Origin of the sequence: Siphonobacter sp. BAB-5385, from assembly GCF_002261125.1 — a bacterium.
GTDB lineage: Bacteria > Bacteroidota > Bacteroidia > Cytophagales > Spirosomataceae > Siphonobacter.
The window spans coordinates 29,859-46,711 of sequence record NZ_NMPS01000123.1; the positions used below are offsets into that span (position 1 = coordinate 29,859).

Sequence of the window (16,853 nt, forward strand, 5' to 3'; positions counted from 1 at the left end):
AAATGATTTGAATATTAATAAATAATAATTATCAAGATAAAATAATTAATCCCAACGATATTTTAAATCGGTTACTGTATAAAAATAAGATTCTATACATTCTAACTTACTGTCATTAAATATAGCTAAATTATAGCCATTAGGATACATAGAACTTTTATACTCTATAGCATCAAAACCTAATTTTTATTTAATGAATTCACATAAATACTGAGTTGGTAAATAATCTAAATGAATATCTTGTTTTCTAACAGGTTTAGAGAGTTCTTGCCCTAGTCTCTGCAGATAAGGTCTATATTGTATAAACTCTTCTAAAATAAATCCTTTGTCAATTATCTCAAAAGGACTATAGTCAGATATACTCTTTAGTGAAATTATATTCAAGGGATGAGTTAAAATAAATTTTCCTATACTTATTCCCTCGTGCAAAGCAACTCTAGTTTCGTAAAGAGTAGTTTCTTTGCTTTCTGATACATATAAATAAGGAATTCCAATAGGATTAGCACGGCCAGGGGTAGTTTTGTCAAAAGGAGGTTTGCCTAATTCATTTCCTTTAAGCAAATTATCAGATATTCTGGCTCTATAGAAAGTTGTTCCTGTTGGGTATGTTGAGGTCAGCCTTTGGAAGATACTTCCTAGTATATCTGTGTCAATACTAGTATTTAGAAAAAACCTATTATTATACTTTATTTCATTGCAAAAAGAATCCCATTTTAATTCAAGATTATTGTTTTCTGTCTCTGTAATTGCGATCGAAAGTTCAACAGGTTTTGAAAATAAATCTGAAGTATACAATTGACTACCTCTGCCAATTTGATCAATTAGTTGTTTGACGTCTTTTAACTTTAATGTCTTTGTGTTAAATAAATTTGGCCAGTATGTAGATAAATGCTCGTGTAACAAAAAAGGAGCATCAATCTTTAGAGAGGTGATAGAGCTAGGGAAATTTTCATATAATTCAAAAAGATTTTCAAAACTGTCACTTAATTTTTCACAATTAACTATAGTAACGTCCCTTGTGTCGCAGAAATCGCAATTTCCCGACAATGTCGATAATGAATTAATAATATTTATTAAACTAGTGTCGCAGAAACAGTTAGTGCAACAATTCATAACAACTATAATATAGATTGTACTAATTCAATATGGTGCATAATTGATAATTTTTTAATTACTCCCAATCCCGGGAAAGATCCTTTTTGGTAATAATCCTTAAATTGTCTAACAGCTACAGTATCTATTCCTTGTGCATTTACAAAATTTATAAGTTTTTCTAGTGCTTCATAAAACTTTCCAGCAGTATCGCTAGTATCTTGGTTGCTATCTGAAAGAAAGTGTTTAATTCTTATGTCTTTACTCGTTCTGTCCAAATATGTAAGATGAATAACTACTGCGTAAGGTAACATTCCTCCTTCAATAAACTCAGAACCGATAGTTAAGTAATCGGAAAAACCACAAAAGCCCTCACTTTTGTAGTGTAAATAATCATTAGAAAAGAATTCATCTTCAAAGTCTTGATAATCTCCATTTTTTTTCTGCTTTACAAATGGATCGCTTAAGAATGCTAAATTTTGTGCAGTATAACCCCTTTTTAGACCGAAAATATGATTTACTTGAATTATGTTATAGATAATATTTGTGGATTGTGTGATTTTTTTCAATTCCTCAGCACTCGTTATCTGATTTAATCTAATTAGAGAATATCCAGTGGTATTATATTCGTTACTATATAAAGTATCTTTAAAATTTTTGAAATCATTTTCTGTGTTTATAATGTAGGTTGGGATAACGCTTTTCACCCCATGCCTGTGAAGGTTATTTATAAAATCTAAAATTATAGTCTTGTCTTTCTTGAGTTCTCCATTTTCAGGGTTTACTATTATTTGAACATTTATTTTGTTCTTATATAATGACCCTACTGCAATTTGAATTCCTTTCAAGTCTTTTTTTACAGGTTCAATGATAGGGGATATTTTATCCGGAGATAATGGTAGTCCTGAAAGATCTCTTAAAGCTAAAAGCTCAAATTGCTTCGATCTTAGAAAGGGTAAATACATATAAATATACAATTATAGTTGAAATTTCAGGTGTTTTGTAATGAATTTGTAATTATTAGTACTTATGTTGGACAAGTAGCAAGAGAATTTTAATATATTAGGTACACCTTGAGTATTAATTAGATCGTTTGTATTAAGATTTATTCTATTTTTTATTGCTTTTAAAAATTCTTGTTGAATTTTTTCAGGAGGTAGTTTGGATATTTCTGCCATGCAAGTTTTAAACATCATAACAGGCTTTACTATTGGTATATAGCCTAAGAGATTCTTAGTCATAGCTAAAAATTCATCTTTTCTGAGAGCCTTAGCCATAACTACAGAATCTAATTTATGATTTACAGGTCTTGAATTGCGGAGTAATTTAATTGAATTGCATGAAGAAAAAATCATTATACCTACATTCTCGTCAACAATATGAATATATTTTTCAATATCAGAGTGATGAATAATTATGTATACCTCTGAAAATGCCTTATAGTAATCGTTAATTTGATTCTTTAATCTTTCTGGTGAATCTAATTCTGTTTTTATTTCAAATACTTTGTTGGTGCCATTGACTAGTATTATATCTGCTATGGAGCTATTTATCTTAAATTCATTAAGAATTACTGTGTCTGATAGTGAATAGTTTCTTAGGACATATTCATTTAGCCAAACAAGTTTATATAAGTATTCGTATCTGTAATTTGCTAATAAATGTTCATATGAGATATTTATCAAGTCATTGATAGAATGTTTTTTATTTAATGACTTTCCACTTGCTTTAAGGAGATTTTTGATTTGAATTCCATATGATTTGTAGTCTTCTTTGTTTACTAATCTTTTAAAACCAGCATTGGACACTAGCTTGGATAAAGCATTTAAGTTTGCTGTCGATATGGAACTACTTTTTCTCATGGTTAATGATACTGTACTCTTTTGTTTGTAGCAAATTTAGTATTTACTGAAATTCGTTACAAATTATAATTATTATCAAACATAATTATAAATATCAAACATCACAATTTTAGTTATTTCACCGCGGGTGAGTAAAGAATAATCACCTGCGGTGAAATAACTAAATCTACTGAATCTCCACTTGGTACGACCCCGGAGCCAGCGTAGTCGTATTGGTTTTGAGTTTCTTCCCGGCCAGCGTAGCAGTTTGGCCCGCTGTCAGGGGCAGTACCAGTTCGGCCTGCGTATTGGGGGGCACGGTGACGTTCAACTGCAGCTTCCCGTTTTTGCGTTCCCAGTTGGACACAATCGGGCCGTATAGCGACTGATACGAAAACTTCACCCAGTTGAGGTCTTTTGGTGGCTTGGGAGCAATGCGGAAGGTTTTGAAGCCCGGATCGATCGGTTCCACACCGGCCAGATACCGGAAATACCACTCAATGACGGAACCGTACGCAAAGTGATTGCGGGAGTTCATGCCTTCGGGTTTTTCCTTGTCCGAATTCCAAAGTTCCCACATCGTCGTAGCTCCATTTTCGGCCATATAGCCCCAGCTCGGGTACGTTTTCTGCGTAGCTACCTGATAGGCCAGGTCATTGTACCCGTAATCCGACAGGCGGGGCAGAATCTGCTGGGAAGCGATGAACCCCGTCGTCAGGTGATTGTCGTGAGCCTTCACATCATCGGCTACGTTCTGAGCAATGCGGGCCCGCAGGTTTTCCGGTACAATGCCGAAGGTAAGCGGCATCAGGTTAGCCGCCTGGGTTTTGCCTTCGTAATTGTTGTCCTTGAAATAGAGATCGTTATACTTCGAGGTGTACTGTTTGGCCAAGGCTGCGTACTTCGTAGCATCTTCCGTTTTGCCAAGAACAGTAGCCGCTTTTGCCAGGAGCGTATTGGAATAAACCTGATACGCCCCGCCAATGGGCTTACTGGGCGAGGCCACAACGGGAACCCAGTCGCCGTAGCCGAACCATTTTTCACTGGGATCAGCGAAATAGTACAGTCCCGTTTTTTTCGTAGAAGCGTGCTGGTTCATGTACTCCACCCAGGCTTTCATGCTGGCGTAGTTCGTTTCCAGAATTCGTTTGTCGCCGAAAAATTCGTAGGAAGTCCAGGGAACAATCAGCGTCGCATCGCCCCAGGCGGGCTTCGACGGGCCACCCACTACCATCTTCGGATTAACGTCGTACACGTACCCCGAAGGGTGTTGGGAATCCGCAATATCCCGTGAATACTTGGCCCAGAAACTGTTGATGTCCATCAGATAGCAGGAAGAAGCCACGAAAATCTGAGCATCGCCCATCCAGCCCAGTCGTTCGTCGCGTTGCGGACAATCGGTGGGAATGGACAGGGCATTACTTTTCAGCGTCCAGCGGGCATTTGAGTAGATTTTATTGAGAATGTCCTCGGAGGTAGAGAATTCGCCAATCGGCTCAAAATCCGTATGAATGACTTTGGCTACGACCTGATCAGCGGTAGGCTTACCCGGAAAACCGACTACTTCGACGTAACGGAATCCGTGGTACAAAAACATCGGTTCCCATTCTTCTTTTCCGCCATTGCTTTTGCAGATGTACCGATCCGTAGACTTGGCCGAACGCAGGTTTTCCTGAGCTACGGTTCCATCGTCGTGGAGCAACTCCGCGAAATGCAGAGCTACTTCCTGCCCGTACACGCCTTTCGGAATACTCAGATGCACAATCCCCGCCATGTTCTGACCAAAGTCAAAAACGAAATGGCCGGGTTTGGGTTCAGTCACTTTTACGGCTTTGCGGGTTTCCGTGACGCGGATCGGTGGAGCTTCCTGAGCCACCACCTGTAAGGTACTCATGTCGAACGTGGCCGCTTGTTCGTTCGTGTTGGCGTCGGCATTGGGGCCAAACAGGGTCGTCTGGTTTTTGGCCGTGTTCAGTACGACGGGCGTTACCCAGCCGTCTGCCTCCGTACCTTTCGCTTCCTGCCGGGCATCGTAATGCTCGCCGTGGTACATGGAGTCGTAAATGACGGGCGACAACCGAATTTTCCAGCTGGGATTCGAAGTAATCAGCTCCCGCGTACCATCGGCGTAGGTCAATTCCAGTTGGCATAGCAGCCGCAGCGGGCCTTGTGAATACCGATGAAAACCACCACCCCAGCCGAGGCCACCGCTCCACCAGCCGTTCCCCAGAAAAGCGTCGATCTGGTTGTTGCCTTCCTTGAGTAGCTCCGTGACGTCGTAGGTTTGGTAGTATACTTTCTTGAGATAGTCCGTCCAGCCGGGTGTTAGCAGCATATCACCTACGCGTTGTCCATTGATTTGCAGAGCGTAATCACCCAAACCTGTAGCATAAATACGGGCTTTCACGAGTTTGCCGCGTACCGAAAATTCCTTCCGGGCCTGCGTCGAGCGGGGCGGTTCGCCCACCACGCCCGCCATACCGATCCAGTCCGCTTTCCAGTCGTCTTTGGCGAGCAGGCCCATTTCCCACCAGTCGGGTTTGGACCAGCCCGAGGCTTTCCCTTTTTCATCCCAGACTTTTACCTTCCAGAAATACCGTTGCCGACTTTCCAGATTTTTTCCCTGATAATCGACGTAGACGGATTGCGAAGCATTAATCTTACCCGAATCCCACACATCTCCCTGGTTTTTAGCCAGGGCCTCTGCGGAAGAGGCCACGAGGATTTGATAGGCCGTCTGCCGGGCTCCGGCCTGTGTAGACGCAAGCTGCCAGCTCAGGCGAGGCTTCCTGACGCCGGTTCCCAGGCGAATATCGCCGTATTCGTAACGAAGTTTGTGAGGGGCCTGTTGGGCCTGAACCTGTGACAAGAGCCCAACTAAAACCAGGCACAGCCAGGTGTGAAGAAAACGTTTAAGCATAAGTTTAGAGTGATTAAATACTAACCATACAGGCTTGAGTTTAAATGTACGTAACCTGTCTATTCGGTAAGTGTAGCCAGTGGTTTTTTTCTACTCAAGCCGTACGGAAAATATTCTATGGGGTATTTAGGACGTAACTTACGATCTTTACGGTTCAGTTTGCCTCCTATTCGCATGAAACAAACGGTTCGTCAGGTCTTTGAAATCATTCAAATTGATGAGTATTCAACGACCCCCAAATACAAGCAGATTGTCAATTCAGTAATCGCGGCCATCGAGAAGGGGCTGATCAAGACCAAGCAGGGATTGCCGTCGATTAATGAACTGTCGATGCTGTATGACATTTCCCGGGATACGGCTGAAAAGGCGTATAACGAACTCAAAAAGCTGGGCATTCTGGGCTCCGTGCCCGGAAAGGGCTTTTATATTGCCAGTGCCAGCTACCGGCAGAAGCGTCGGATTTTTCTACTTTTCAATAAGTTAAGTCCCCACAAAAAAATCATCTACGACGCGATGGTGGAGGTGCTGGGCGAAGAAACAGCGGTTGATTTTTACATCTACAACAACAACTTCCGGCTGTTTAAAGAACTGATTCAGAACCGGGCCGGGCATTATACACATTACGTGATCATCGCCCATTTTCTGGAAGGTGGCGAAACGGCGGCGGAACTGATTAATCAGTTTCCCAAGGATCAGCTACTGATTCTGGATAAACTGGTCCCCGGCGTAGAAGGCCCGTACGCGGCGGTGTATCAGGATTTTGAACGGGACATTTTTACAGCTCTAACCGAAGGGGAGGAATTGTTACGAAAGTATCAGGTACTCAAGCTGGTTTTTCCGCTGTATACGTATCACGCCCGCGAAATCCTGATTGGTTTTCAAAAGTTTTGTACCGAATACGGCTTTCCGTACAAGATCATTTCGGATGTATCGAAAGAAGTGATGTCGCCGGGCGATGTGTACATTAACTTAATGGAAGACGATCTGGTGACGCTGGTGAAGCAGGCGAAAACCAACGGGTATCGGGTAGGCAAGGAAGTAGGGATTATCTCCTACAACGAAAATCCGCTTAAGGAAGTCATTCTCGACGGAATCACGGTACTTTCCACGGATTTTGAAGCCATGGGGAAACAGGCCGCCGAACTGATTCTCAACAATTCGACCCAAAAGTTAGCGAATCCATTCCGGCTGATTGTCCGGCAGTCGGTATAGTAAAATATGGGAGGTACGGTACAGGTTTGGAAACCTGCACCAGTGTTCGTCCCTCTTTCAGGGAGTACCCTAACTCCGGAGGGGTTCAATCTGAATAGCCTCGCATACCATGCGGGGAACAAACAAATCCGTCTGCATCCAACGCAAAACATAGAAAAAAGGGTACGCCGTTCAGAAACAGCGTACCCTTTTGGTAATCAACTAAAAACGACCCATTACCGTCTCCGGCGACCGCCGAAATCTTCTTCGTCATCATCTTCCTCCTCGTCGTCATCGTCAAAGTTCATGCCGGCAATAAGGCTGTCGGTCAGATCCTTGAACTGTAAGCCTTTGTCGAGGGGTTTCTTACTGATAAGCGAAAACTCGGCCATCCCGTGCAGGGCAAATTCCATGAAGAAGAACTTTTCGTCGCCCGTGAGTTCCGTGTGAAATTCTTCCACCAGATCATCCAGGCCATCGATGGCTAGCAGTCGGTTCTGGTAATCTTTATCGGACAGATCGCTCAGTAAGTCCAGCGAGTGTTCGCCAAACCAGGTTTGTACTTTCTGGAACGGATTCTTCTTATTTTTGATCTGTTTTTTCAGCTTTTCCGGATCGGGGAAATACTGTAAAAACTGCGTTTTAATGGCTTTACTGACCAGGTTCATCGCCACGATATAGGGCCCTTCCACTTCACCTTCGTACACCAGCTCTACCTTACCCGTAATCGCCGGAATGACTCCGTACAGATCCGCAAGACGCACGTACGTACGCTCTTCACTGTTGAGCAAAGCCCGGCGTTCCGCGGCAGAAACCAGATTTTCGTACGCCGAAATCGTCATCCGGGCGGATACCCCCGACTTGGCATCGACGTATTCACTTTGACGGGCTTCAATGGCAATTTGCTCGATCAGGTCTTCCGTTACTTCATTGATCGAGACGATTTCCTGACCTTCTTTCACCTTCGCTTCCTGACGCGTGATGCGTTTCCCGATCTCCAGCGTACGCGGGTAGTGCGTCAGAATCTGGCTGTCGATCCGGTCTTTCAGGGGTGTTACAATGCTACCCCGGTTGGTATAATCTTCGGGATTCGCGGTGAAAACAAACTGAATATCCAGCGGTAAGCGGAGTTTGAAACCACGAATCTGAATGTCTCCTTCCTGCAAAATATTGAAGAGTGACACCTGAATCCGGGCCTGCAAATCCGGTAATTCGTTGATCACAAAAATGCCCCGGTGCGAACGCGGAATTAAACCAAAGTGAATCACCCGTTCATCCGAGTAGGGGAGTTTCAGCGTAGCCGCCTTGATCGGGTCCGCATCGCCAATCAAATCGGCAACGGATACGTCGGGGGTGGCAAGTTTTTCGGTATACCGCTCATCCCGGTGCAGCCAGATCACGGGCGTTTCGTCGCCTTTTTCGGCAATCAGATCCACCGCGTAACGCGATAAAGGCTGTAGGGGATCATCGTTGAGTTCAGAACCTTCAACGACGGGAATGTACTCGTCCAGCAAGTAGATCATCAGGCGGGCAATCCGGGTTTTAGCCTGTCCGCGAAGACCCAGCAGGTTAATATGGTGTCGGGAAAGTAGGGCTCGTTCGACATCCGGGATAACGGTGTCTTCGTAGCCGTATACGCCGGGAAACACTTCTTCGCCCGAACGCATTTTGGTGATGAGGTTGCGACGAAGTTCGTCTTTAATGGATTCAGGCTGATAGCCAGCCGCCTTGAGCTGACCCAGCGTAGTAATAGTGAGTTTATCGGAAACGGAAAGCGAGTGATACGACATCAAAAAAGGGTTTAGCTACGTAAGTGGGTAACGTTTTCAGAATCAAAAAGGTTTGGGCTGGCCGTACCGATGGGCAATTAACCCAAAGATATACGATGCAAGAAGCAGGCGAAATACAAAAAAATGCGAAATCATTTGGGATATTGATTTTTTATTCTACGTTTGTAGAGTAAAATCTATGAATGTAGAATATGTCTCAGTTAACGAAAGCCGAAGAGCAACTGATGGAGTTGATCTGGCAACAGGAAAAAGTATTTATGAAGGACTTACTGGAACTGTATCCGGAACCGAAACCCGCCGTTACTACCGTGGCTACCTTACTGAAACGGATGCAGGAAAAAGGCTTCGTGGATTACACCGTCTACGGTAATTCCCGAGAGTATTATGCCCTGGTGAAGAAGGATGATTACTTCGCTAAACACGTGAAAGGAATCATTAAAAGTTACTTTGAAAACTCAGCGTTAAAGTTTGCTTCCTTTTTTACGAAAGCCTCTGATTTATCGGTTGATGAACTGGAAGATTTAAAGCGAATCGTTGACGAAGAAATCACTAAAAAGAAAAAGTAATGGACTATATTCTGAAGTCTATACTCTGCTCCATCCTGTTTCTATTGATCTACAAAATATTGCTGGAACGGGAGACCATGTTTGTGTTCAATCGTTTCTATTTATTGATGAGTCTAGGAGCCTCCTTAGCGATTCCATTACTGACGATAGAACTGGATAATTCGGAGGTAATTCCCGCAACAGAAGTAGTATACCGATTGACTGGCAACGAAGTAAATAGGCCGTTGATAACGGTTGAAAAGCAAGCTGTTACGTTCGAACAGTATGCATGGTTAGTATATGCCCTCGTTACGGGTATACTCGGCATTCGCTTTCTGAAAAATGTACTGGCCGTGGTATGGAAAATCAGGAAAGCAATGGTAATCAGGGATTCGGTGAAGATTGTTTTACTGGACGAAGATGAATTGCCGTATAGTTTCATGAATTACGTTTTCGTCAGTAAACGTAGCTATCAAAAGCAGGAAATAGAAGCACAGATCTGGCAACACGAATTAGCCCATATCCGGCAGCGGCATACCTGGGATATTCTGTTCATGGAGTTAGTACAGGTATGCTGGTGGTTCAATCCGGCGGTGTATGTCTACCAGAAAATGATCCGGATGAATCATGAATACCTGGCCGATCACGCAGTATTATCCATCGATCCGGAAGTGAAAAAGTACCAGCGTTTATTAGTGAGTAAAGTAAGTCAGGGCTTATTTCTTACCAGTTCGTTTAATTATGTAACCACTAAAAAAAGACTACTGATGATGACGAAAATGACTTCTAAATTTCGAACGGTTATTATGCAACTTAGTATGCTTCCGTTGTTGGGAATAAGCATTCTTTTATTCGGTAACGTAGAACATACGATAGCCCAAACGAAGCCAGCAAAACAGCCGACGTTTGAGCGGCCCTCAAAGCAAGGTGAGATTGATAAGGTTCCCGGTAAGGAAGGGGTTTCTGATGATCTTTTAAAAGAATATAAAGCAATTGTTGAAAAGTGTTTCAGAAAAAAAGATAATAGGTACGTACCTAAAAATTTTACAAACGCAGACGAAGCTAGACTCATTGTTATCTATAATCAGATGAATCAGCAGCAAAGGGATCAGCAGGATGTTGTAGTACGTCATGTCTCCCCAATGAAGAAAGAATCACCTACGCAAAAAGACCTGGATATATGGAAAAACCCTAAAACAAGCGGCGTATGGATTGACGGTAAACGAGTGGCTAATTCAGTGTTGAATAACTACAAGCCAGAAGATTTTTCCTACGCGATGGCAAGTAGATTGAGTGGCAAGGCAAAAAATCCTAACTATAGCTACCAGATTGATTTAATGACGAATCGTTATTTCGATGAATATGTAAAGGAAGTAACGACAAAGCCTATCTATCTTGTCCGAGATAGAGCCTGGGGAAAACCGAATAAATAAAGATCTATTTTCCAGGAAGCGTACAAACTAAACCGTGGCTGGTGTTCTTACCAACCACGGTTTAGTTTGTAAAGATTGGAGAGCATTAACCCACCGTGTTCACCAGCGTACCAATGCCATCGATGGTGATCTGTACTTCATCGCCGCGTTGCAGGGTGAAATCATCCGGGGGAACAATACCCGTTCCCGTCATCAAAAAACAGCCATAGGCAAACGAGCATTCGCGGAACAGGAACGAGACTAACTCGGTATGTTGCCGTTTCATCTGGCTGATGGAAATTTTATTATCGTATACACTTTCCCGGTTCCGGTGAATTTCCAGTCGAATGTGCGTATGCGGATCAATCGGCGTACCGGGTACGTACAGGCAGGGCCCCAAGGCTGCACTACCATCGTACGATTTGGCCTGGGGTAGATACAGGGGATTTTCTCCCTCAATATCCCGTGAACTCATATCGTTGCCGCAGGTATACGCTACAATTTTTCCCGAAGAAGTCATGAACAAAGTCAGTTCCGGCTCCGGAACGTTCCAGTGTGAATCTTTCCGAATGCGTACCGTACCGAGGGGATCCGCTACCCGCTCGGGAGTAGCCTTGAAGAAGATTTCGGGCCGTTCGGCGTCGTATACGCGGTCGTAAAAACTACCGCCACCGGCATCCTGGGATTCTTCCATCCGTGCATCGCGACTCCGCAGGTACGTAACTCCGGCGGCCCAGACTTCCTGCCGGCCGATGGGAGCCAGCAAATCCGTATGCAGCCAGTGGTGCAACTCCGGGGAGGAGCTTACCGATGTGGTAATCGTTTGCAATACTTCGTGCAGGTTATCCTGGTTAATGAGCTGATCCCAGTCAGTTGCTTCGATGGGATAATATTGTTCGTTGGCTTCCAGAACGATGCCCAGGCGGGTTTTGTATAATCTCATGGGTTTAGAAGAGATAGAAGAAATGATGGATGTGTTTCGAGAAAGAGGTTGGTTTGCGTACGTCACCCTGTACAAAGCGGGTATTTACTCAGGCGTCACAAGGACAAACGTACGTTGAATTTCTGATCAGAGGCGATTCGTAGCTTTTCTAACGTAGAAAAAAGGGACGGTAATCGTTCCGCCCTAAAACAACAACGCCCCGCATGACCAGGGGCAGCGGGGCGTTGTTGCGTAACTTATCGGCGATTCAGCTTCGCCAGGAGTTTCAGAATTTCCAGATACAGCCAGACGATCGTTACCAGCAGACCAAAAGCGGAATACCATTCCATAAACTTGGGAGCCTGCTGAGCCACGCCCGCTTCGATGAGGTGAAAATCGATCAGTAAGTTCATGGCCGCAATGCCTACCACTACCAGCGAGAAAATGATACCGATCCAGCCCGCTTCATGAATATAAGGTACCAGGATACCGAAAAAGCTCAGAGCGAATGTCAGCAGGTAAAGCAGAGCCACGGCTCCGGTAGCAACCATCACGCCCCGCATAAACCCTTGCGTAACACGAATCAGGCCCGTTTGGTAGACGACTAACAGCAACGCCAGTACACCGAAGGTGAGTACGGCCGCCATAAATGCCAATCCGGAAAACAGACTGGAAATACTACCAACAAAAGCCCCCTGTAGCACGGCGTAGAGCGGAGCCAGCGTTGGGGCAAGGGTAGGTTTAAAAGCTAGTACGAGAGCAATAATCAGGCCACCAATGGCTCCTGCGGGTAATAGAAGCGAGGTCCATTGCTGACCCTGAAGGGCGGCGTAAAAGGTTACTGCCGCTACGCTGATGGTAAGCGTTAATAAAAGGGCGATTTTGTTTAACGTGCCCTGCATCGTCATGACGTCATCTGACGCCACGGAAATTTTGTCAAAGGTTTTTTCTGAGAAAAGCGGATTTGCCATAAAACAAGGGAGGTTTACTAAACAGTCGCCAATAAAAGGGGATTTTTCTGGAAATCAAACATACTCATCCACAAAGGGAAGATTGGAAGTAGTAGTGGAAAAGGGAGCGTTTGAAGTAAATCTAGTAGAGGTAAGCGAATGAAGTAAAGGCGACCTGATGAATTGCTTTCTGTAACTGGATAAGTGTACTGAAACGAGTGATTATTCCGACTGTCAACTACTAAATTTTCAAGCGTACCAAAGGTTTTAAAACTCCTGAAACGGAACTAATTTGGCTAGCACCCAGTGGGTAAAGGTTTCGCGATCCAGTAAGCCGGAAGCGAGGTCTAGTATGATTTGTTCCTGCTCATCGATAGAAGCCTCGATTTCATACCCATTCAAGTTTAACAAGTACTCTAAAGCAGCGTGCCCAATTCTCTTGTTTCCATCAACAAAAGGGTGGTTCATTACTGGAGAGAAACATAAACAGGCCGCTTTTTCGGCAATACCCGGATACAAATCTTCTCCTCCAAAAGTCATCAATGGTGATTGAATGCAAGAAAAAAGAAGTTGTTTGTCTCGAACACCGGTACCTCCTCCTGAAGTGTCAACAATAAGTTGGTGAAGATCAAGAATGTCTTCAATCGTAAGGTATTCCATTACGCTAATCTTCGATACAGTTCAGCATTTTTTCTACCACCCGTTCCATTAAACGCTTTCTACGATTCGTTTCACTTTCCAGTAGTTTTTGAACGGTCTGTTGAAGTAATACTTCCGCTGATTCCAGTCCCATTTCCTGAGCTTTAGCCTCTAATTGCTTCAAATCTGTTTCTTCGATGGGTATGCTAAGTGTTGTCATGTGGTGAAAGCAGATTATAGTTTTTAAACTAATCATTTGAGATAAGCATCTCGATAAGATGCTTATCTCAAACGCAAATAAATTAAACTACCGTACATTCTTTTTCCGATTCCTTTCGAAATCTTCAAAAATAAATTCACCTAATCCTTTCAGGCTTGAGTAATAGGCCCGGCCATTATTGGTTTCCGTAAACTTGCGAACGAAATCCTGGAGGTATGGATCCCGGGCGATCATAAATGTGGTAATTGGAATCTTAATCCGGCGACACTGGGCGGCCAGTGTTAGCGTTTTATTCAGGATTTTACGGTCCAGACCAAAGCTGTTTTTATAGTAGCGAATGCCTTCTTTCAAACAGGTGGGTTTACCATCCGTAATCATGAAGATCTGCTTGTTTTTATTCTTCCGACGGCGGAGTAAATCCATCGCCAGTTCCAGTCCGGCTACGGTATTGGTGTGGTACGGACCCACTTCCAGATAGGGCAGATCTTTCACCTGAATCTGCCAGGCGTCATTACCGAAAACGATGATGTCGAGTGTATCCTTGGGGTACTTCGTCATAATCAGTTCCGACAGGGCCATGGCTACTTTTTTCGCGGGCGTAATCCGGTCTTCCCCGTACAGAATCATCGAGTGGCTAATGTCAATCATCAATACCGTGCTCGTCTGAGCCTTGTATTCGGTATCGACAATTTCCAGGTCATTCTCAGTCATCATAAAATCGCCAATACCGTTGTTGATCTGGGCATTCCGAATGGATTCGGTCATAGCGATTTGTTCGAGTGAATCCCCGAACTGGAAGGTCCGGCGATCCGACGTTGCTTCGTCACCCGTACCCGCGTGCGAAGTCCGGTGATTGCCGCCTGAGCGTGATTTTTTGAGTTTCCCGAAGATTTCATCGAGCGACTGTTTCCGGATGGATTGTTCACCTTTCGGCGTCAGTACGGTTTCGCCCTCGGCGTTTTCTTCGGTGATATAGCCTTTCTTTTTCAGGTCTTCGAAGAAATCCCCAATGCCGTAGTTTTCGTCGGTAAGCTTGTATTGTTTGTCCAGTTGCGTCAGCCACGACATCGCCTGAGCCACGTCGCCACTGGTCATGGTGAGCAGTTGATTAAAAATATCCAGCAACTGGTCAAACTTGGCCTGCTGGGAATCCTGCTGAATGTCGGGTACAAATTCGGAAAAACGGTGACCGAGCATAAATGTCTTGGATAGAAGCGTCAGGCAGAACCTGTCGGCTTGAGTTTAGCGAGTAATCAAGGCCCGTAAGCTGATTTATCAGATAGAGGCGGTTTAGAAAAGCGATTCACGTACCAACATCGTCCTTTCTACTAATTTAACCCATTTTCAGGGATTGAGTTTGTCCAGTGGCTAAAACTTGCTCCGGGCTTCCCGTGTAAAAGGTTATCTTTGCGTGATCCGATTGAGAGATACACATTTACAACGACTAGAAAACGGCGATAGTACGCTCCAAACGATTCGCCGTATCCCCTAAACTAACGGGTTAACTGCTTTATTATGAGCGTTCCTAAAACACAGCAATCCGGTTTTGAAGCCCTGGCTCAGCAGACACTTTTGTATCCCCAGGAGCAGCTGGCTCCCATCAAAACCACGCAGCATTCCCTGCTGATTGGGTTGCCCAAAGAAATTTCATTTCTCGATCACCGCATTGCTCTGGTACCCGAAGCGGTTTCGTTACTGGTTCGGAATGGTCATCAGGTGATTCTGGAGAGTGGAGCGGGTGAGGGGGCTCAGTTCAGTGACCACGATTACCGCGAAGCCGGTGCCCGCATTGTCTACTCGCCCGAAGAAGCCTACGCCGCCGATGTGATTCTGAAAGTAGAGCCCGCTACGGAAGATGAATACAAATACCTGAAACGCGGCAGTACGCTGATTTCAGCCCTGACGCTTCCCAACCGCACGCAGGAGTACTTTGCGGCTCTCAACGAAAAGCAGATCACCGGGATTGCCTTCGAATACATCGAAGACAAATCCGGAGCCATGCCCATCATTCGTACCATGAGCGAAATTGCGGGTAGTACCGTGATGATGATCGCCGCCGAATACCTCAGTGGCGTACACGAAGGTAAAGGCATTATTCTGGGCGGCATTACGGGCGTTCCTCCGACCAAAGTCGTGGTACTGGGAGCGGGTACGGTGGCCGAATACGCCACCCGAATGGCTCTGGGACTGGGAGCTCAGGTACAGGTTTTTGACAAAGATATGTACCGGTTACAGCGATTGCGGTACGCAGTGGGGCAGCCCATTTATACGAGTATCATTCACTCCGAGGTGCTGTCTGATGCCATTCAGCGGGCAGACGTGGTGATTGGAGCCATCCGGAGTGAAGAAGGTCGTAGTCCGATGGTCGTAACGGAAGATATGATTTCACGGATGCGTACGAACTCTGTAGTGATCGACGTATCCATTGACCAGGGAGGGAATTTTGAAACCTCGGAAATGACCAGTCATAAAAATCCGACTTTTAAGAAACACGGCGTCATCCACTACTGCGTACCTAATATTCCCAGTCGCGTGGCCCGCACGGCCAGTATCGCCCTGAGCAACGTATTTACGCCTTTTCTCTTGAAAACGGGCACGCTGGGCGGGATCGAGGAAATGATGTTCGCCAATAAATGGTTTATGAAAGGGGTGTATGTGCACAACGGTTCCGTAACCAACGCCCACATTGCCCGCCTGTTCAATTTACGCTATAAAGATTTAGGGCTGTTACTAGCCGCGAGAAGATGAGTTTAGTGGACAGTTTACAGTTGTCTGCTTTCAGTTAAAAATATGTAAGTTACTGGAAGTGAAGGCAACAACGAGAACAGCGAACAATTGTCTGTTTTAGTTAGTGATCTGGAATGCATTATTTGCTGAACAGGAAAACTGTAAACCGCAAACGGAAAACTAAAAGAAATGATCGACGAACCCGAAGCACTATCCAATGCCCCCAATTCGCCGGAATTGAGCGGGAAATACCTCGGCATGATTACGGCCGACTTTGTGAAAGTATCCGAATTTATTCAGGAAGCCGCCCACCAGATCCGGCAGCGGGGCTTTTCCAATTACCCCATTTTTGTGGCTTGTCAGCAGCCGCAACCGCTTGGTTCGGTGTTGATTGGTCGGGGAGAAATGAACGATAACCAGTGGTACTACTCGGCTACGTTTCTCGAAGAATTCCTCCAGCGGGAAATCATCGGGGAAGATGGCGAGGAGCTTTTCAAGGAAAGCTATAAAGACCCCGCCGAGTACGCGTGTCTGTTCATCATTGACGCGGATTTCACCAAGTTCATTTTCGTTCCGTATCCCGAAGATTAGGGAACAGAATACC

General features: G+C 44.8%; 15 protein-coding genes. 5 read left to right on the forward strand and 10 right to left on the reverse strand.

What is annotated here, in order from left to right; translation table 11 throughout:
* Nucleotides 1-186 precede the first annotated feature (186 nt).
* From BWI93_RS12585 to BWI93_RS12600, 4 genes are all read right to left on the reverse strand, one after another.
* A complete protein-coding gene (locus BWI93_RS12585; RefSeq protein ID WP_176454206.1) occupies nucleotides 187-1,047 on the reverse strand; it encodes an RES family NAD+ phosphorylase in 861 nt (286 codons plus the stop codon).
* A 71-nt stretch (nucleotides 1,048-1,118) separates the two neighbouring features.
* A complete protein-coding gene (locus BWI93_RS12590; protein ID WP_094811801.1) occupies nucleotides 1,119-2,057 on the reverse strand; it encodes a sce7725 family protein in 939 nt (312 codons plus the stop codon).
* Nucleotides 2,058-2,069: 12 nt separating this feature from the next.
* Nucleotides 2,070-2,954, reverse strand: a complete 885-nt coding sequence (locus BWI93_RS12595) for a sce7726 family protein (RefSeq protein ID WP_094811803.1) — start codon at nucleotides 2,952-2,954, stop codon at nucleotides 2,070-2,072.
* 166 nt (nucleotides 2,955-3,120) lie between these two features.
* Entirely contained in the window at nucleotides 3,121-5,853 is a 2,733-nt protein-coding gene (locus BWI93_RS12600) for a family 78 glycoside hydrolase catalytic domain (RefSeq protein WP_094811805.1), read from the reverse strand.
* Between the two features lie 174 nt (nucleotides 5,854-6,027).
* Between BWI93_RS12600 and BWI93_RS12605 the strand changes: the two genes are divergently transcribed.
* Nucleotides 6,028-7,065: a GntR family transcriptional regulator gene (locus BWI93_RS12605; protein WP_094811852.1), complete on the forward strand. Its 1,038-nt coding sequence runs from the start codon at nucleotides 6,028-6,030 to the stop codon at nucleotides 7,063-7,065.
* Between the two features lie 215 nt (nucleotides 7,066-7,280).
* Here the strand turns inward: BWI93_RS12605 and BWI93_RS12610 are convergent, their stop codons facing one another.
* The gene (locus tag BWI93_RS12610) at nucleotides 7,281-8,834 is read right to left on the reverse strand and encodes a sigma 54-interacting transcriptional regulator (RefSeq protein WP_094811807.1); all 1,554 of its coding nucleotides are present in this window, start codon (nucleotides 8,832-8,834) and stop codon (nucleotides 7,281-7,283) included.
* A gap of 191 nt (nucleotides 8,835-9,025) precedes the next feature.
* Here BWI93_RS12610 and BWI93_RS12615 point away from each other — a divergent pair, with 191 nt between their 5' ends.
* Together BWI93_RS12615 and BWI93_RS12620 are read left to right on the forward strand one after the other, a co-directional pair.
* Nucleotides 9,026-9,400: a BlaI/MecI/CopY family transcriptional regulator gene (locus tag BWI93_RS12615; RefSeq protein ID WP_094811808.1), complete on the forward strand. Its 375-nt coding sequence runs from the start codon at nucleotides 9,026-9,028 to the stop codon at nucleotides 9,398-9,400.
* On the forward strand, nucleotides 9,400-10,812 hold the full coding sequence (locus BWI93_RS12620) for a M56 family metallopeptidase (protein WP_094811810.1): 1,413 nt from the start codon (nucleotides 9,400-9,402) through the stop codon (nucleotides 10,810-10,812). The genes BWI93_RS12615 and BWI93_RS12620 overlap by 1 nt, the downstream gene beginning before the upstream one ends.
* 85 nt (nucleotides 10,813-10,897) lie before the next feature.
* Here the strand turns inward: BWI93_RS12620 and BWI93_RS12625 are convergent, their stop codons facing one another.
* The 5 genes from BWI93_RS12625 to BWI93_RS12645 all read right to left on the reverse strand — a co-directional run bounded on the left by BWI93_RS12625 (nucleotide 10,898) and on the right by BWI93_RS12645 (nucleotide 14,719).
* On the reverse strand, nucleotides 10,898-11,734 hold the full coding sequence (locus tag BWI93_RS12625; protein WP_094811812.1) for a fumarylacetoacetate hydrolase family protein: 837 nt from the start codon (nucleotides 11,732-11,734) through the stop codon (nucleotides 10,898-10,900).
* A gap of 236 nt (nucleotides 11,735-11,970) precedes the next feature.
* Nucleotides 11,971-12,684 carry a Bax inhibitor-1/YccA family protein gene (locus BWI93_RS12630; protein ID WP_094811814.1) on the reverse strand — a complete coding sequence of 238 codons (714 nt, stop codon included), beginning with the start codon at nucleotides 12,682-12,684 and terminating at the stop codon, nucleotides 11,971-11,973.
* Nucleotides 12,685-12,930: 246 nt separating this feature from the next.
* Nucleotides 12,931-13,323: a type II toxin-antitoxin system death-on-curing family toxin gene (locus BWI93_RS12635; RefSeq protein WP_094811816.1), complete on the reverse strand. Its 393-nt coding sequence runs from the start codon at nucleotides 13,321-13,323 to the stop codon at nucleotides 12,931-12,933.
* Nucleotides 13,324-13,327: 4 nt separating this feature from the next.
* On the reverse strand, nucleotides 13,328-13,522 hold the full coding sequence (locus BWI93_RS12640) for a hypothetical protein (RefSeq protein ID WP_094811818.1): 195 nt from the start codon (nucleotides 13,520-13,522) through the stop codon (nucleotides 13,328-13,330).
* Nucleotides 13,523-13,609: 87 nt separating this feature from the next.
* Complete coding sequence (locus BWI93_RS12645; RefSeq protein ID WP_094811820.1) at nucleotides 13,610-14,719, reverse strand: VWA domain-containing protein; 1,110 nt, start codon at nucleotides 14,717-14,719, stop codon at nucleotides 13,610-13,612.
* Between the two features lie 318 nt (nucleotides 14,720-15,037).
* Here BWI93_RS12645 and BWI93_RS12650 point away from each other — a divergent pair, with 318 nt between their 5' ends.
* Together BWI93_RS12650 and BWI93_RS12655 are read left to right on the forward strand one after the other, a co-directional pair.
* Nucleotides 15,038-16,270, forward strand: coding sequence for an alanine dehydrogenase (locus BWI93_RS12650; protein WP_094811822.1), 1,233 nt, complete (start codon nucleotides 15,038-15,040; stop codon nucleotides 16,268-16,270).
* Between the two features lie 168 nt (nucleotides 16,271-16,438).
* Nucleotides 16,439-16,840: a hypothetical protein gene (locus BWI93_RS12655; RefSeq protein WP_094811824.1), complete on the forward strand. Its 402-nt coding sequence runs from the start codon at nucleotides 16,439-16,441 to the stop codon at nucleotides 16,838-16,840.
* Nucleotides 16,841-16,853: the final 13 nt, after the last annotated feature.

Coding starts and splice junctions, on each gene's coding strand:
- BWI93_RS12590 (WP_094811801.1), bottom strand. CDS start 2,057: ATGTATTTACCCTTTCTAAGATCGAAGCAATTTGAGCTTTTAGCTTTA.
- BWI93_RS12595 (WP_094811803.1), bottom strand. CDS start 2,954: ATGAGAAAAAGTAGTTCCATATCGACAGCAAACTTAAATGCTTTATCC.
- BWI93_RS12600 (WP_094811805.1), bottom strand. CDS start 5,853: ATGCTTAAACGTTTTCTTCACACCTGGCTGTGCCTGGTTTTAGTTGGG.
- BWI93_RS12605 (WP_094811852.1), top strand. CDS start 6,028: ATGAAACAAACGGTTCGTCAGGTCTTTGAAATCATTCAAATTGATGAG.
- BWI93_RS12610 (WP_094811807.1), bottom strand. CDS start 8,834: ATGTCGTATCACTCGCTTTCCGTTTCCGATAAACTCACTATTACTACG.
- BWI93_RS12615 (WP_094811808.1), top strand. CDS start 9,026: ATGTCTCAGTTAACGAAAGCCGAAGAGCAACTGATGGAGTTGATCTGG.
- BWI93_RS12620 (WP_094811810.1), top strand. CDS start 9,400: ATGGACTATATTCTGAAGTCTATACTCTGCTCCATCCTGTTTCTATTG.
- BWI93_RS12625 (WP_094811812.1), bottom strand. CDS start 11,734: ATGAGATTATACAAAACCCGCCTGGGCATCGTTCTGGAAGCCAACGAA.
- BWI93_RS12630 (WP_094811814.1), bottom strand. CDS start 12,684: ATGGCAAATCCGCTTTTCTCAGAAAAAACCTTTGACAAAATTTCCGTG.
- BWI93_RS12635 (WP_094811816.1), bottom strand. CDS start 13,323: ATGGAATACCTTACGATTGAAGACATTCTTGATCTTCACCAACTTATT.
- BWI93_RS12640 (WP_094811818.1), bottom strand. CDS start 13,522: ATGACAACACTTAGCATACCCATCGAAGAAACAGATTTGAAGCAATTA.
- BWI93_RS12645 (WP_094811820.1), bottom strand. CDS start 14,719: ATGCTCGGTCACCGTTTTTCCGAATTTGTACCCGACATTCAGCAGGAT.
- BWI93_RS12650 (WP_094811822.1), top strand. CDS start 15,038: ATGAGCGTTCCTAAAACACAGCAATCCGGTTTTGAAGCCCTGGCTCAG.
- BWI93_RS12655 (WP_094811824.1), top strand. CDS start 16,439: ATGATCGACGAACCCGAAGCACTATCCAATGCCCCCAATTCGCCGGAA.